A 15,750-nucleotide genomic window follows, 5' to 3' on the forward strand; every position below is an offset into this window, starting at 1 on the left:
GCACAGAGCCCACCGGCACCAGCCACCGGGACCGGACCCGACCGGGTCCGACGGCCGGAGGCCGGCGCAGCGGCGCGAAGCCGGGGAGGCCGCCTGCGGCCGAGCCGCGCGAGCGGCGCGTCAGGAAGGCGAGCGGCGCGCCAGGAAGGGGGGCCGCGCGTCAGGAGGGCGCCGGGCTGGCCTTGAGGGCCAGCCAGAGCTCCATGCGGACGTCCGGGTCGTCCAGGGAGCGGCCGAGGATCTCCTCGACGCGCTTCATCCGGTAGCGCAGGGTGTGGCGGTGCACGCCGAGGTCGGCGGCGGCCGCGTCCCACTGGCCGTGGCGGGAGAGCCACGCCTGGAGGGAGGCCACCAGGTCGCCCCGGCCGGTCGCGTCGTGCTCCCGCAGGGCCCGCAGGGTGCCGTCGGCGAAGGCGCGTACGGCGTCGTCGGCGAGCAGCGGCAGGACCGACCCCGCCGCCAGGTCCTCGTGCTCGACCATCGCCCGGCCCCGCCGCCGGGCCACGGCCAGGGACTGGTCGGCCTGCTTGAGGGCCGCCGCCACGCCCGCCGGGCCGGACGCCGCCGACAGGCCGACGACCAGCTCGTCGGGCTCCGGTCCGGCCGCCTCCCGGCCGCGCCGGGACTCCAGGGCCTCGGCGTGGTCCGCGCAGGCCTGCACCGCCGAGCCCCCGTCGGCGGCCAGCACCACGAGCCGGCCCGGCTCCGGGACCACGAGCAGCGCCTCCCCGGTCCGGGCCGCCGCCGACTCCACCGCGTCGGCGAGCAGTGCCAGCCCCTCCGGCTGGGCCGTCCCCGGGAGTGCCGGCTCGGCGGCGACGATGCGGAACGGTCCCTCCAGCAGGGCGCCGTACAGGTCGCCGGCGACGGCCTTGGCGTGCTCGGGCTCCCCCTCCAGCAGCATCCGCAGCACCGCCGCCCCCAGCCGGGACTCGGCGTCGTGCAGGGACCGGGAGCGCTCGGTGGTCAGGGTCAGCAGGGCGACGGCGGAGTGGACCGCGTACCGCTCGGCGGTGCCCAGCGGGGCCCCCGTCCCGACGGCGAGGGCGCCGCGGGCGCGTCGGCCGGTGCCGAGGGACTGGAGCTCGACCCGGTCCTCGGCGCCGCCCACGACGGCGCTGGCCGGCGCGGGCCGCTCCCGCAGCCGCTCCACGTCGGGGGTGAGCCGGGCGGCCCGCCGCGCCGCCCAGTCGGGGGCGGCGGCGACGACGGCGCCGGAGGTGTCGTACAGCGCGGCCCAGCCGTGCACGTGGGCCGCCAGCTTCGCGAGCAGGTCGGCGGGGCCGTCGGAGGAGAGCGCGGCGCGGGTCAGCTCCCGCTGCGCCTCGAAGCCGGCGGTCACGGCCCGGTACTGGTCGGCGGCCAGCGCGGCGGAGACGGCCTTGCTGATGGCGAGGAAGGGGGTGCGCCTGGGTACCTCCAGCAGCGGCAGGTCCTCCTCGCGGGCGGCCTGGAGGAGCGCTTCGGGGATGGCCTCGTAGTTGACGCCGACGGCGAAGCCGATGCCGACGACCCCGGCGGCGGCGAGGCGGCGTACGTAGCGCCGCATCTCGTCGGGGTCGTCCGCGTCCAGCTTCATCGCGGTGACGAGCAGCAGCTCGCCGCCCTCCATGTACGGCACGGGGTCGGCGAGCTCGCTGACGTGGGCCCAGCGCACGGGGGTGTCGAGGCGGCTCTCCCCGGCCCGGACGGTGAGTTTGAGCGCCGAGTGCTGGACGAGCGAGGCAAGGGTGAGCGGCATCGGGTTCCAGACGGGGGACGGAGGGGAGGGGGCCGGGAGCGGTTTTCGCCAAGCCGTATGAACGACCCCCTCCGATTCTGCCACCCCGTACGGGTCGGCTCAGCCTGTGCTCAGCCGGTTCCCGACAGCCGGACGAGCAGCGGAGCGGCGCGTTCGCCCCGGACGGAGGTCAGCGACAGCACCGCGCAGCCGGGCGGTACGGCGTGCGCCAGGTCCGAGGCGGACCAGCGTGCGCGCTCCACCTGGCGCACGGTGACCGCGTCGGTGGTGACGGCCTTTCCGGTGACCAGCTTGCGGAAGGCGTGGACGGCGCGGGTCAGCGGCTGGTCGGCGAAGACCGTGCGGTGGGTGACGTCGCGGGTCTCGACCCACTCGGTGCCCCAGGCCTCGGCGAAGCGCTGCCCGTCCCAGGTGGTGACCCCGGAGAAGGCCATCCGGCAGCCGACGGCGCCGAGCAGCGGGGTGCGCAGGGCCTCCGGTACGTCGTCCAGGGTGCGCAGGGTGAGCAGGACGCCGGCGTTGGCCGAGCGCAGCCGCTGTACGCCGCGGACGGTTTCCGGGGTGAGGGTGTGCGAGGCGTCGTCGAGGGCGAGGAAGGCGAAGAGCGAGCGGTCGGCGCGGGCGGCGGCGGAGGCGTTGAACTGGGCGAGGAGCAGCCGGGCCAGCATCCGGGAGGCGTCGGCGTGCCCGCGTTCGGGGAGGTCGACGCGGACCCGGACGGGGTGTTCGAGGGCGCGCAGCGAGAAGGGCCGCCCGCGCCGCTCGGAGCCCGCGCGGGCCGCCCCGGCCTCGAAGGCCCCGACGTCGAAGAATCCGGCGAAGGCGGGCCGGTCGAGCAGGGCGGCGCGGTCGGCGAGGGCCGGCCCGGGGTCGCCGGGGGCCCCCTGCTGGCGCAGGCGCGCGTCCAGCTCGCGGAGCATGGCCTGCCGGCCGGTGCCCTCCAGGGCCTGGCGGAGCGCGGTGAGGGCGGAGGGCACCCCGTCGAGGAGCTCGCGCAGTTCGGGTACGGCGGGGAAGCGGCCGTAGGCCTCGCGGAAGGGGCCGATCAGCTGCGCGAGGGCGGTCGCGGCGCGGCGTACGTCGATGCCGGGGACGTCTCCGACGAAGGCCTCGGCGAGGAGCCCGGCCGCTTCGTCGGGGTCGGCGGTGCCTCCGTAGAGGTCGAGGTCGTGGACGGACGCGGGGTCGCCGACGCGCACGACGATGTCGTAGGCGCTGTCGGGGCCGAGCTGCGAGCCGGCCGCGCCGACGGCGACGACGGCGGCCTGTCCGGCCAGCGCCTGGAGCGCGAGGGATTCGACGACGGGCCGTACGAGGCGGGCGGTCTTGCCGGTGCCGGACGGGCCGACGGCCAGCAGGGAGGTGCCGAGCACCCCGGGGTCGAGGGCGAATCCGGTGCCCCGGCGGGCGTAGGGGTTGCGCTCGCCGTCCTCGACGGTGCCGAGCAGCACCTGCCGGGCGAGGAGGTCGTGCCGGGCGGCGCGGGCGGGAAGGTCGCGGTCGCCGGAGGGGTGTGCGCAGGCGGCGGCGCCCTTGTCGCGGACGGCGCTGTCGAAGGCGCGCAGCCGGGTCGGGTCGGCGCGGACGGATTCCCAGGCCCGCCGGATGCGGGCGTAGTCGACGTCGTTCATCCGCCCGGCGCCGGCTTCGGCTCCCAGCCGGTCGGCGGCCCCGGCGAGTCCGGCCCCGCGTACCTCGGGCCAGTCGGCGGGGTCGGCTCCGGCGGGTGCCGGGGCGGGGGCGGCCGGGGCGCGGCGGCCGGGGGCGGGCTTGAGGGCGAGCCGGGTGAAGAAGACGAGGAACGGTGCGACGGCCACGGCGAGCACGAGGTGGCTGACGAGCCTCTGCTGCCCTTCGGTCATGTCCGCGAGGGGCAGGTGGCCGCCCAGCAGGCCCAGGAGCGGCACGGTCCCGGTCCAGATGACCACCACGGTGAGCAGCGCCAGGGTGGCGGCGCCGGCCACCCGGGCGCGCGGTCCGCGGGCGGCGACGAGCCGTTCGAAGGCCAGGCCCCAGGAGCCGAGGCGGCTGAACCACCACACCAGTGCCCCGGTGACGAGGAGCATGTACGCCTGGAGGGCGGCGACGCCGGGCCCCGCCTTGGGCTCGCCGCCGAGTTCCCACCAGTCGTGCGGGGTGAGCAGCTTGACCGGCAGGTCGGTGTACGGGATGTAGTTGTCGGTGATCAGGGACCACAGCAGGACGCAGGCCAGGAAGGAGATGGCGGCCCCGCTGAGCAGCGACCGGTCGGTGGCCCGGTCCTCCTCGCGCCCGGCGCGCGGGACGAAGCCGAAGCGCCAGACGCCGGGGTCGGCCTGGGGGCGCGCGGTGCGCAGCCAGTCGGTGAAGGGGGTGCCGACGGCAGGTGCGTGCAGGGGCTTGGGCGGGGCGCCGAGGGGTGGCGGCGGGCCCGCCGGCCGGGGGACGTGACCCTGGTGGGTCGACGGTCCGTCGTGCGTGCCCTCGGTGTTCATGAAACCCCTGCCCCCTGCCGTTCCCAACGCGACGCGGCGCTCAATCTAGTGCCCGGTCAGGCCCTTGGGCCCGCACCCCGCGGTGATCGGCCGGAGGCGTGCCGGTTCCTTCCTATGGCCGTCACGGACAAGGACACGCGGGGACCACTCCCGAACGGAGCATGCCTTACCCCCTCGCCCGGGCCTAGCCTGCGGACAAAGACACAAGTGCGTCCGAAAACACCCCCCAGGAGCCTTCCATGACTGCTCTCCCGCAGGAGCGCAAGCTCGTCACCGCGATCCCCGGCCCCAAGTCGCAGGAGCTGCAGGCCCGCCGTCTCGGCACGGTGGCCGGCGGCGTGGGCTCCGTGCTCCCCGTCTTCACCAAGCGCCTGGACGGCGGCATCCTGGAGGACGTCGACGGCAACCGCCTGATCGACTTCGGCTCCGGTATCGCCGTGACCTCGGTCGGCGGCTCCGCCGAGGCCGTGGTGCGGCGCGCGACCGAGCAGCTCGCCGACTTCACGCACACCTGCTTCATGGTCACCCCGTACGAGGGTTACGTCGAGGTCTGCGAGGCGCTGGCCGAGCTGACCCCGGGCGACCACGCCAAGAAGTCGGCGCTGTTCAACTCGGGCGCCGAGGCCGTCGAGAACGCCGTCAAGATCGCCCGTGCGTACACCAAGCGCCAGGCCGTCGTCGTCTTCGACCACGGCTACCACGGCCGTACGAACCTCACGATGGCGCTGACCGCGAAGAACATGCCGTACAAGCACGGCTTCGGTCCGTTCGCCCCCGAGGTCTACCGCGTCCCGGTCGCCTACGGCTACCGCTGGCCCACCGGTGCCGAGAACTGCGGTCCCGAGGCCGCCGCCCAGGCGATCGACCAGATCACCAAGCAGATCGGCGCCGAGAACGTCGCCGCGATCATCATCGAGCCGGTCCTCGGCGAGGGCGGTTTCATCGAGCCGGCCAAGGGCTTCCTGCCGGAGATCGTGAAGTTCGCCAACGACAACGGCATCGTCTTCGTCGCGGACGAGATCCAGTCCGGCTTCTGCCGCACCGGCCAGTGGTTCGCGTGTGAGGACGAGGGCATCGTCCCGGACCTGATCACCACCGCCAAGGGCATCGCCGGCGGTCTGCCGCTGGCCGCCGTGACCGGCCGCGCCGAGATCATGGACGCCCCGCACGCGGGCGGCCTGGGCGGCACGTACGGCGGCAACCCGGTGGCCTGCGCCGGTGCGCTGGGCTCCATCGAGACGATGAAGGAGCTCGACCTCAACGCCAAGGCGAAGAAGATCGAGTCCATCATGAAGTCCCGCCTCTCCGCGATGCAGGAGAAGTACGAGATCATCGGCGACATCCGCGGCCGCGGCGCCATGATCGCCATCGAGCTGGTGAAGGACCCGGAGTCCAAGACCCCGAACCCGGAGGCGGCCGGCGCGCTGGCCAAGGCCTGCCACGCCGAGGGCGTCATCGTCCTCACCTGCGGCACCTACGGCAACGTGCTGCGCTTCCTCCCGCCGATCGTCATCGGCGAGGACCTGCTGAACGAGGGTCTGGACGTCATCGAGGCCGCGTTCGCGGGCATCTGATCGAACGTCCAGTTCGAAGGACTGGAACGCTTGGACGCGGCGCCCGTCCTCTACCACCGGTAACCGGTCGGGCGCTGTGAAGAAGCTGTGGGGGGCCGATGGCGGGTGCGCGTTCCCGCTGTCGGTCCCCCTTTCGCTGGCGTACGGTTTCTGCAGATGAGTGAGACAGACCGCTTCCGGGAGACCGGTGGCGATACCGGTACCGGGCTTCCCCAGCGCCGTACTGGTCATGCGTTCGCGCACACTCCTCGCAGATCGGACGGCCGTCCGCCCCAAACCCCCCGGGGCGCACGGCAACCCGATCCGGGCGGCCCTCCCGGAACCATCCCCCCTGTTCCGGGACGGCCGGCCATCCTCCCGACGGCCCTGTGCCTCGGTCTCTTCGCCCTGATCACCTGGCAGGTCCTGGTGTCGGGGCCGCTCCTGGTGCCGGACCACGCGCTCAGCCGCGCGCTCGTGCGCACCGTCCCCGACGCCGTCACCGAACGCCTCGCGGACCTGGGCAACGTGCCGGTCGCCGTCCCGGTGCTGGCGCTGGCCATGGCGTACGCCGCCTGGCGCGGCCGGCGCCGCGCGGCGCTCGCGGCGGGGCTGGCGATGGCCCTGGTGCCGGCGCTGGTCGTCCCCCTCAAGGCGTGGACCGCCCGGCCGGGCCCGCTGGAGCCGTGGGCGGCCGGGTACTACCCCTCCGGGCACACGGCGACGGCGCTGACCGCCTATGCCGGCGCGGCCCTGCTCCTCTCCCCGTACACCCGCCGCGCCTGGCCGATGGCCGCCGCCCTGGTGCTCTCGGCGGCGACGGCCGCGGGCCTGGTGCTGCGCGGGTTCCACTGGCCCCTCGACGTGCTGGCCAGCGTCCTGCTGTGCGTACCGCTGCTGCTGGGGGTCCGGCGGGCGGTCAGCGGCCGGAGCGCGGGCCGGGGTTCCGGCTAGCCGGCCTCACCGCTCCCCCGCCAGGGCCCTGGCCGCCGCCTCGTGCAGCGCGAGCTCCAGCAGCGCCGGGTCCGTGAGGGTGCCCCGGCCGTCCGGGAGCTCCAGCCAGCACGGGCCGCCCGTCGCCCGGCCCGGGTGCGGGACGGCGATCCAGCTTCCGCGCCCGGCTCCCCGTACGCCGGTGCCCGTCCAGCGGGAGGCCGTGCCCGGGGGCACGAAGAAGCCCACCCGCGCGTGCCCGGAGCCGGCCAGCACCGGGCCGGTCGGGCCGGCCAGCCGGCGCAGCACGCCGAGGGCGTCCTCCCCCAGCTCCCCCGGCACGATCAGCACGTCCCAGTGCCGGCCGGCGGGCAGCAGGGCGACCCCGAGGGGGTTGCGCTCCCACTGCCAGCGGCAGGCATCCGGATCCTGCGCCGCCGACAGCAGCCATTCCACTGCGGTCCTCGCTCCGAGCGTCATCGCCCGGCCTCCGTTCGTCTCGTCACGGTGGGGGTTCACACCGTGAGAGAGCGGGGCCGGACGGGGCCATGACGCGGGTTGCGCCGCTCCGAAGGGGTGAAGCGCGTCACGGGAGGAACCGCGGGCGCGCGCCGGGGCGTACGGGCGCGCCGGCCCAGGGAGTACGGGCGCCCGGCGCGCGGACGTCAGCTGTCGAAGCCGAGCCCGAGGCGGTCCAGCGTCTTGAGCCACAGGTTGCGGTGGCCGCCCCGGGCGTCCGCGCGGGCCAGCGACCACTTGGTGAGCGCGATGCCCGTCCAGGCGAAGGGCTCGGGCGGGAACGGCATCGGCTTGGACTTCACCATCTCCAGCCGGGTCCGCTCGGTGGACAGCCCGTCCAGCAGGTCCAGCATCACGTCGGCGCCGAAGCGCGTGGCGCCCACCCCCAGCCCGGTGTACCCGGCGGCGTAGGCCACCCGGCCGCGGTGCGCGGTGCCGAAGAACGCCGAGAAGCGGGAGCAGGTGTCGATGGCCCCGCCCCAGGCGTGGCTGAAGCGCACCCCCTCCAGCTGCGGGAAGGCGGTGAAGAAGTGCTCGGCGAGCTTGAGGTAGGTCTCGGGGCGGTGGTCGTACTCGGAGTCGAGCTTCCCCCGGTAGGGGTAGATCGCGTCGTAGCCGCCCCACAGGATCCGGTTGTCCTTGGTGATCCGGAAGTAGTGGAACTGGTTGGCGCTGTCGCCGAGGCCCTGACGGTTCTTCCAGCCGATCGAGGCCATCTGTTCCTCGTCGAGCGGCTCGGTCATCAGCGCGTAGTCGTAGACCGGGACGGTGAAGGGGCGGATCCTGCGCACCAGCGACGGGAAGATGTTGGTGCCCAGGGCGACCCGGCGGGCGAGGATCGTGCCGTACGGGGTCTCCACCGTCATCCCGGCTCCGGCCTGCGCCATCTTCAGCCCGCGCGTGTTCTCGTAGATCCGCACGCCCTGCTCCAGGCAGGCCCGCTTGAGGCCCCAGGCCAGCCTGGCGGGGTTGAGCATGGCGACGCCGTCGCGGTCCCACAGGCCCGCGAGGAAGGTCGGCGAGTCGACCTCCGCGCGCAGGGCCTCGCCCTCCAGCCATTCGGATCCGTCGCCGAGGCCCAGCTTGCGGGCCTCCTCGTGGAGTTCCCGCAGCTCCTCGACCTGGTGCGGCTCGGTGGCCACGTCGATCTCGCCGGTGCGCTCGAAGTCGCAGTCGATGCCGTAGCGGGCGACGGCCTCCTCGATGGCGTCGAGGTTGCGGGCGCCCAGCTCCTCCAGCTTGGCCAGCTCTCCGGGCCAGCGGGCCATGCCGTTGGCCAGGCCGTGGGTGAGGGAGGCGGCGCAGAAACCGCCGTTGCGGCCGGAGGCGGCCCAGCCCGCCTCCTTGCTCTCGATCAGTACGACGTCCCGTCCGGGGTCGCGCTCCTTGGCGAGCAGCGCGGTCCACAGGCCGCTGTAGCCGCCGCCGACGACCAGCAGGTCGCAGCGCTCGTCGGAGGTGAGCGCCGGCTGCGGGGCGGGGCGGCCGGGGTCGTCCAGCCAGTACGACACCGGCTTCGCTTCGGAAAGGGATTTCGCAACACTACGCATGGCGACTGGGGCCATGGCTTCCAACTCCCTACGGGGTCTACTTCGGTTGTGCCTTCTTGCGGCGGTTGCCGGCCCACTGGCCGGCGAGGACCACCAGCACCGCGATGACGAACATCGCCGTGCCGATGACGTTGATCTGCACGGGCGTACCGCGCTGGGCCGATCCCCACACGAACATGGGGAAGGTGACGGTGTTGCCCGAGTTGAAGTTGGTGATGATGAAGTCGTCGAAGGAGAGCGCGAAGGAGAGCAGCGCGCCCGCCGCGATGCCGGGGGCGGCGATCGGCAGGGTGACCCTCAGGAAGGTCTGCACCGGTCCGGCGTAGAGGTCGCGGGCGGCTTCCTCCAGGCGTGGGTCCATGGACAGGACGCGTGCCTTGACGGCGGCGACGACGAAGCTGAGGCAGAACATCACGTGGGCGATGAGGATCGTCCAGAAGCCGAGCTGGACGCCCATGTTGAGGAAGAGGGCGAGCAGCGAGGCCGCCATCACGATCTCGGGCATGGCCATCGGCAGGAAGATCAGCGAGTTCACCGCGCCGCGCGCCCGGAACCGGTACCGGACCAGCGCGAAGGCCATGGCGGTGCCGAGGACCGTGGCGCCGATGGTGGCCCACAGGGCGATCTGGAGGGAGAGGGCGAGGGAGCCGCACATGTCGGCGACCCCGCAGGGGTCCTTCCAGGCGTCGAGGGAGAACTCCTGCCAGGCGTAGTTGAACTTCCCGGCGGGGTCGTTGAAGGAGAACACCGTCACGACGACGTTCGGCAGGATCATGTACGCGAGCGTGGCGAGGCCCGCGATGATCACGAGGTTGCGGCGGAGCCAACGCATCAGACCAGGTCCTCCGTCCCCGCTCGGCGGATGTAGATGGTGACCATGATCAGCACGATGGCCATGAGGATGAAGGACAGCGCGGCCGCTGTCGGGTAGTCGAGGATCCGCAGGTACTGCGACTGGATGACGTTGCCGATCATCCGGGTGTCGGTGGAGCCGAGCAGTTCGGCGTTCACGTAGTCGCCGCTCGCCGGGATGAAGGTGAGCAGGGTCCCGGAGACCACGCCCGGCATCGAGAGCGGGAAGGTGACCTTGCGGAACACGGTGGCGGGGGTGGCGTACAGGTCGCCGGCGGCCTCGTGGAGGCGGGTGTCGATCCGCTCCAGGGAGGTGTAGAGCGGCAGGATCATGAAGGGGAGGAAGTTGTAGGTCAGGCCGCAGACCACCGCGAGCGGGGTGGCGAGGACCCGGTCCCCCTCGGTCATCCCGAGCCAGCTGGTGACGTCCAGGAAACCGACGGCGTCGAGCGCGCCGACGACCGGGCCGCCGTCGGCCAGGATGGTCTTCCAGGCCAGCGTGCGGATGAGGAAGCTGGTGAAGAAGGGCGCGATGACGAGGACCAGCAGCAGGTTGCGCCAGCGGCCCGCCTTGAAGGCGATCAGGTACGCCAGCGGGTAGCCGAGCAGCAGGCACAGGGCCGTGGCGGTGCCCGCGTAGAGCAGGGAGCGCAGGAACTGCGGGAGGTACTCGGTCAGGGCGTCCCAGTAGGTCTGGAAGTGCCAGGTGACCTCGAAGCCCTCTTCGAGGGAGCCGGTCTGCACCGAGGTGGAGGCCTGGTAGACCATCGGCAGCACGAAGAAGACGAGCAGCCACAGGATGCCGGGGAGCAGCAGCCAGTACGGGACGAGGCGCTTCTTCAGGGACGCCCTGTGTACGGGGGGTCCGGCGGGTGCGGGGGCCTCGGGGGGCGCGGCGGTGGCGGTCACGCGCTCTCCTCGACGGTCTCGATGCCCGCCTCGCCCATCGTCCCGGCGAGCACGGACTGGGCGGCGTCGAGACCGAAGGTGTGTTCCGGGTTCCAGTGCAGGACGACGTCGGCGCCGGGGACGAGGCGGGCGTCGCGCTCGATGTTCTGGACGTAGACCTCCAGCTCCGGGCAGACCTCGCTGTCGACGACGAACTGGGTGGAGACGCCGATGAAGGACGAGTCGGCGATCCTGCCCGCGACCTTGTTGCGGCCGGCCGCGACGGTGTGCTCCTCGGCCGCCGGGACCAGGGAGATCTTCTCGGGGCGCACGCCGACGAGGAGCTTGCCGCCCGCGCGGGGCGTGGTCGAACATCGGGCGGCGGGCAGCCGGAGGGTGGTTCCGGAGGCGGACACGATCACGTCGGAGCCGGTGGACTCGACGGAGGCCTCGATGAGGTTCGAGGTGCCGAGGAAGTTGGCGACGAAGGTGGTGCGCGGGTTCTCGTACAGCTCGGCGGGGGCGCCCAGTTGCTCGACACGGCCGCCGTTCATCACCGCGACGGTGTCGGCCATGGTCATGGCCTCCTCCTGGTCGTGCGTGACGTGCACGAAGGTGATGCCGACCTCGGTCTGGATGCGCTTGAGCTCCAGCTGCATCTGGCGGCGCAGTTTGAGGTCGAGGGCGCCGAGCGGCTCGTCGAGGAGGAGGACCTGCGGGTGGTTGATGAGCGCGCGGGCGACGGCCACGCGCTGCTGCTGTCCGCCGGAGAGCTGGTGGGGCTTCTTGCGGGCGTGCTCTCCGAGCTGGACGAGGTCGATCATCTCGTCGACCTGCTTCTTGACCGACTTGATGCCCCGGCGGCGCAGGCCGAAGGCGATGTTCTCGAAGATGTCCATGTGCGGGAACAGCGCGTAGCTCTGGAAGACGGTGTTCACCGGGCGCTTGTACGGCGGCAGGTGGGTGACCTCGCGGTCGCCGAGGGCGATCGTGCCGGTGGAGGGCTCCTCCAGGCCGGCGATCATGCGCAGGGTGGTGGTCTTCCCGCAGCCCGAGGCGCCGAGCAGGGCGAAGAAGGAGCCCTGGGGGATGGTGAGGTCCAGCGGGTGTACCGCGGTGAAGGAGCCGTAGTGCTTGCTGATCCCGGCGAGGCGGACGTCGCCGCTCGCGGTCTTGTCGGTCATGGGCCTGGGCCTTCGGTGGTGTGTCGTGGGAAGGGGACGGGGCGCGGTGGGGGGTGCCGGTACGCGTGTCCGGTCAGGCGCCGATGAGCTTGGCGAACTTCTCCTCGTACGCCGTCTCTTCCTCGCTGGTGAGGGAGCGGAAGGCGTGGGCCTTGGCGGCCATCTCCTTGTCCGGGACGATCAGCGGGTTGTCCGCGAGCGCCGGGTCGATCTTGGCGAGTTCTTCCTTGACCCCGTCGACCGGGCAGACGTAGCTGATGAACGCGGCGAGCTGGGCCGCGACGTCGGGCTCGTAGTAGTAGTCGATGAGCTTCTCGGCGTTGGCCTTGTGCCGGGCCTTGACGGGGACCAGCAGGTTGTCGCTGGAGGTGATGTATCCGGCCGCCGGGATCGCGTACTTGATGTCCGGGTTGCCGGCCTGGAGCTGGATGACGTCGCCCGCCCAGGCGAGGCAGGCCGCCAGGTCGCCCTTGTCCAGGTCGGCGGTGTAGTCGTTGCCGGTGAAGCGGCGGATCTGCTTGGTGTCGACGCCCTTCTGGAGCCGGCCGATCGCCGCGTCGTAGTCGGCGGTGGTGAACTTCGCCGGGTCCTTGCCCTGGTCGAGCAGGGTCATGCCGACGCTGTCGCGCATCTCGGTGAGGAAGCCGACGCGGCCCTTGAGGGTGGGGTCGTCGAGGAGCTGGGTGACGGAGTCGACCTTCTTGCCGTCGGTGGCCTTGGAGTTGTAGGCGATGACGGTGTCGATGCCGGTCCACGGGTAGCTGTGGGCGCGGCCCGGGTCCCAGTCGGGGCTGCGGAACTGCGGGATCAGGTTGGCGTAGGCGTGCGGGAGGCGGGAGGGGTCCAGCTTCTGCGCCCAGCCGAGGCGGATGATGCGGGCGGCGAGCCAGTCGGTGACGACGATCAGGTCGCGTCCGGTGTCCTGGCCGGCCGCGAGCTGCGGGCGGATCTTCCCGAAGAACTCGACGTTGTCGTTGATGTCCTCGGTGTACTTGACCTGGATCCCGGTCCGCTTGGTGAACTCCTCCAGCGTGGGACGGGTCTTCTCGTCGTCGCTGGTGTCCATGTACTCGGTCCAGTTGGAGAAGTTGATCTCCTTCTCCTGCTCCGAGTGGTCGTCGGACGCCACCGCGCCGCCTTCGCGCTTGGCGGGCGGGATGCCGCAGGCGGTGAGGGCGGAGAGGCCGCCCAGGGTGAGCGCCCCGACCCCGGAGGCGCGCAGCAGCGAGCGGCGGGTGAGGGCGCCGCGCCCACTGGTGATGCTGCGCCGCATCGCGGCGATCTGCGCCGCCGAGAGGCGGTCGGGCTCGAATTGCTCCATGCGCGTTGCCCTTTCGGGAGGGATGGCCACTGGTCAGGTGGCGCGGCCACCCGGCGGTGGCCGCACGTCGTTGCTTACCGGTCCCCGAAGATCGTGCGGTGCCAGTCCTTCGCGGCCACCGCAGTATTGTCGAACATCACATGCTTGACCTGCGTGTACTCCTCGAACGAGTAAGCGCTCATGTCCTTTCCGAAGCCGCTCGCCTTGTACCCGCCGTGCGGCATCTCGCTGATGATCGGGATGTGGTCGTTGACCCACACGCAGCCCGCCTTGAGCTCGCGGGTGGCGCGGCCCGCCCGGTAGAGGTCGCGGGTCCAGGCGGAGGCCGCGAGCCCGTACGGGGTGTCGTTGGCCAGGGCCAGGCCCTCGTCGTCGGTGTCGAAGGGCAGGACGACCAGGACCGGGCCGAAGATCTCGGACTGGACGACCTCGCTGTCCTGCGCGGCACCGGAGATGAGGGTCGGCCGGTAGTACGCGCCTTCGGCGAGCTCGCCCCCGGGGATCTCGCCGCCGGTGACGACGGTGGCGTACGAGCGGGCGCGCTCGACGAACGCGGCGACCCGGTCGCGCTGGGCGTGCGAGACGAGCGGGCCGAGGTCGGTGGTGGGCGCGAAGGGGTCGCCCAGGCGGACGGTCTCCATCAGCTCGGCGACGCGGGCCGTGAAGGCGTCGTGGAGGGGGCGCTGGACGTAGGCGCGGGTGGCGGCGGTGCAGTCCTGGCCGGTGTTGATGAGCGAGGCGGCGACGGCGCCCTGGGCGGCGGCCTCCACGTCGGCGTCGTCGAACACGACGAACGGGGCCTTGCCGCCGAGTTCCAGGTGGAGCCGCTTGACGGTGGCGGTGGCGATCTCGGCGACGCGCTTGCCGACGGCCGTGGATCCGGTGAAGGAGGTCATCACCACGTCGGGGTGGCCGACCAGGTGCTCGCCCGCGTCCCGCCCGGCACCGGTGACGATGTTGACCACGCCGTCGGGGATGCCGGCCTCCTTCGCCGCCTGGGCGAACATCAGGGAGGTCAGCGGGGTGAGCTCGGCGGGCTTGAGGACGATCGTGTTGCCCGCCGCGATGGCCGGGAGGATCTTCCAGGCGGCCATCTGGAGGGGGTAGTTCCAGGGAGCGATGGAGCCGACGACCCCGATGGCCTCGCGGCGGACGTAGGAGGTGTGGTCCCCGGAGTACTCGCCGGCCGCCTGGCCCTGGAGGTGGCGGGCCGCTCCGGCGAAGAAGGCGGTGTTGTCGATGGTGCCCGGTACGTCGAACTCCGTCGACAGCTTGAGGGGCTTGCCGCACTGGAGGGACTCGGCGTACGCGAAATCGCCGGCCTGCTCGGCCAGTACGGCGGCCAGCCGGTGCAGGGCGTCCGAACGCTCGCCGGGGGTGGCGGCCGACCACGCGGGGAAGGCCCGCTTGGCGGCGGCCACGGCCTCGTCCACGTCCGCCGGGCCGGCCAGCTCGTAGGTGAGCACCTCCTCGCCGGTGGCGGGGTCGACGACGGTGTGCGACCGCCCCGAGGTGCCGGACCGGAGCCGGCCGTCGATGTACTGCGCGCCGTCTGCGAAGCGGTCCTTGACCTGGAAGCGGTTACCCATCGCTCTCACGCTCTCCGTAGCTACAGCTCGAATTGAGTGCCGATCCTGGCAGAGGCGTTCTCCTCCGCCAAGTGATTCCGTTGTTGCCTTTTGATTACGCGACGGAATCGGTCGACCATGTGTCGAGACATCCCCGAAATCCCGTACGAAGTGTCAGTGGTGACTGCCACACTCGCGTGCATGGAAATGATCGACAAGCTGATCGAGCAGGTCAGCCGTGGTGAGCGGGTGAAGTACCTCCCCTTCTGGGGACACCGGCCGCGGCCGGACGGGCAGCTGGGACCGAGCTGCCTCAGCCAGTGGTGGCCCTCTCCCTTCACTGTCGGTGACGTCCGGTACGCGACGGCCGAGCACTGGATGATGGCCGGTAAGGCACGCCTGTTCGAGGATGCGGAAGCCGAGCGCGCCGCGCTGGAGGCGAGGAGTCCGGCGGCGGCGAAGAAGGCCGGGCGGCTGGTGCGCGGCTTCGACGAGGAGGTCTGGCGGCGGGAGCGGTTCGCGCTGGTCGTGGAGGGCAGCGTGCACAAGTTCGGCTCCGACCCGGCGCTGCGCTCCTACCTGCTGGGCACGGGATCGCGGGTGCTGGTCGAGGCGAGCCCGCTGGACCGGATCTGGGGCATCGGCCTCGCCGCCGACGACGAGCGGGCGCTGCGGCCCGACCGCTGGCGTGGCCTGAACCTGCTGGGCTTCGCCCTGATGGAGGCCCGGGAGCGGCTGCGCGCGGAGGCGGCGTGACGGGGCGGCGCCGGGTCGCGGCCGTCATCGTGCGCGACGGCGGCGTGCTGATGGTGCGCGAGCGGCACCGGGGCGCGTCCGGACTCCACGACGGGGCCGAGTACTGGACCCTCCCGGGCGGCGGGGTGGAGCCCGGGGAGGACCTGGAGGCGGCGGTCCGGCGGGAGGTGGCCGAGGAGACGGGGCTGCGCCCGCTGGAGGTGCGGTACGCGTACGAGGCGCCCTGCCCCTCCGGGTGGACCACCTGCTTCCGCGTGGAGGTCGCGCCCGGGGAGCCGGTCCTGGGGGTGGACCCGGACCTGGAGTGCGCCTGCCCCCGCATGGTCGGGCTGACCTGGGTCCCGCTCCCCCGCTCCGCCCCGGACGGGCCCTGGATGGTCCCCACCCTGCTGTCGGCCGCCCCGCTCTGAC

General features: G+C 72.6%; 13 protein-coding genes. 4 read left to right on the plus strand and 9 right to left on the minus strand.

Annotated elements, in window-relative coordinates; translation table 11 throughout:
- Positions 1–160 precede the first annotated feature (160 nt).
- Together AC069X_RS27230 and AC069X_RS27235 are read right to left on the minus strand one after the other, a co-directional pair.
- A complete protein-coding gene (locus AC069X_RS27230; protein WP_478732384.1) occupies positions 161–1,741 on the minus strand; it encodes a PucR family transcriptional regulator in 1,581 nt (526 codons plus the stop codon).
- A gap of 110 nt (positions 1,742–1,851) precedes the next feature.
- Positions 1,852–4,215: an ATP/GTP-binding protein gene (locus AC069X_RS27235; protein WP_478732386.1), complete on the minus strand. Its 2,364-nt coding sequence runs from the start codon at positions 4,213–4,215 to the stop codon at positions 1,852–1,854.
- A 239-nt stretch (positions 4,216–4,454) separates the two neighbouring features.
- Here AC069X_RS27235 and gabT point away from each other — a divergent pair, with 239 nt between their 5' ends.
- The gene (gene gabT, locus AC069X_RS27240; protein ID WP_478732388.1) at positions 4,455–5,789 is read left to right on the plus strand and encodes a 4-aminobutyrate--2-oxoglutarate transaminase; all 1,335 of its coding nucleotides are present in this window, start codon (positions 4,455–4,457) and stop codon (positions 5,787–5,789) included.
- A gap of 156 nt (positions 5,790–5,945) precedes the next feature.
- Positions 5,946–6,722, plus strand: a complete 777-nt coding sequence (locus AC069X_RS27245; protein WP_478732390.1) for a phosphatase PAP2 family protein — start codon at positions 5,946–5,948, stop codon at positions 6,720–6,722.
- A gap of 6 nt (positions 6,723–6,728) precedes the next feature.
- Here AC069X_RS27245 and AC069X_RS27250 read toward each other — a convergent pair whose 3' ends face one another.
- The 7 genes from AC069X_RS27250 to AC069X_RS27280 all read right to left on the minus strand — a co-directional run bounded on the left by AC069X_RS27250 (position 6,729) and on the right by AC069X_RS27280 (position 14,604).
- Entirely contained in the window at positions 6,729–7,181 is a 453-nt protein-coding gene (locus AC069X_RS27250; protein ID WP_478732392.1) for a hypothetical protein, read from the minus strand.
- Between the two features lie 185 nt (positions 7,182–7,366).
- The gene (locus tag AC069X_RS27255; RefSeq protein ID WP_478732394.1) at positions 7,367–8,785 is read right to left on the minus strand and encodes an NAD(P)/FAD-dependent oxidoreductase; all 1,419 of its coding nucleotides are present in this window, start codon (positions 8,783–8,785) and stop codon (positions 7,367–7,369) included.
- Between the two features lie 22 nt (positions 8,786–8,807).
- Complete coding sequence (locus AC069X_RS27260) at positions 8,808–9,602, minus strand: ABC transporter permease (protein WP_478732396.1); 795 nt, start codon at positions 9,600–9,602, stop codon at positions 8,808–8,810.
- Positions 9,602–10,531, minus strand: coding sequence for an ABC transporter permease (locus tag AC069X_RS27265; RefSeq protein WP_478732398.1), 930 nt, complete (start codon positions 10,529–10,531; stop codon positions 9,602–9,604). The genes AC069X_RS27260 and AC069X_RS27265 overlap by 1 nt, the downstream gene beginning before the upstream one ends.
- On the minus strand, positions 10,528–11,694 hold the full coding sequence (locus AC069X_RS27270) for an ABC transporter ATP-binding protein (protein WP_478732400.1): 1,167 nt from the start codon (positions 11,692–11,694) through the stop codon (positions 10,528–10,530). Before AC069X_RS27270 ends, AC069X_RS27265 begins: the two co-directional genes overlap by 4 nt.
- 73 nt (positions 11,695–11,767) lie before the next feature.
- Positions 11,768–13,015, minus strand: coding sequence for a polyamine ABC transporter substrate-binding protein (locus tag AC069X_RS27275; protein WP_478732402.1), 1,248 nt, complete (start codon positions 13,013–13,015; stop codon positions 11,768–11,770).
- A gap of 74 nt (positions 13,016–13,089) precedes the next feature.
- Complete coding sequence (locus AC069X_RS27280; protein ID WP_478732404.1) at positions 13,090–14,604, minus strand: gamma-aminobutyraldehyde dehydrogenase; 1,515 nt, start codon at positions 14,602–14,604, stop codon at positions 13,090–13,092.
- Between the two features lie 180 nt (positions 14,605–14,784).
- On the opposite strand from AC069X_RS27280, the gene AC069X_RS27285 reads away from it, so the two are divergent.
- Positions 14,785–15,339, plus strand: a complete 555-nt coding sequence (locus AC069X_RS27285) for an NADAR family protein (protein ID WP_478732406.1) — start codon at positions 14,785–14,787, stop codon at positions 15,337–15,339.
- Positions 15,336–15,749 (plus strand): NUDIX domain-containing protein, encoded by a 414-nt coding sequence (locus tag AC069X_RS27290; RefSeq protein ID WP_478732408.1) that lies wholly within the window; start codon positions 15,336–15,338, stop codon positions 15,747–15,749. The genes AC069X_RS27285 and AC069X_RS27290 overlap by 4 nt, the downstream gene beginning before the upstream one ends.
- Position 15,750: the final 1 nt, after the last annotated feature.

Source organism: Streptomyces sp. NPDC043896, from assembly GCF_056435605.1.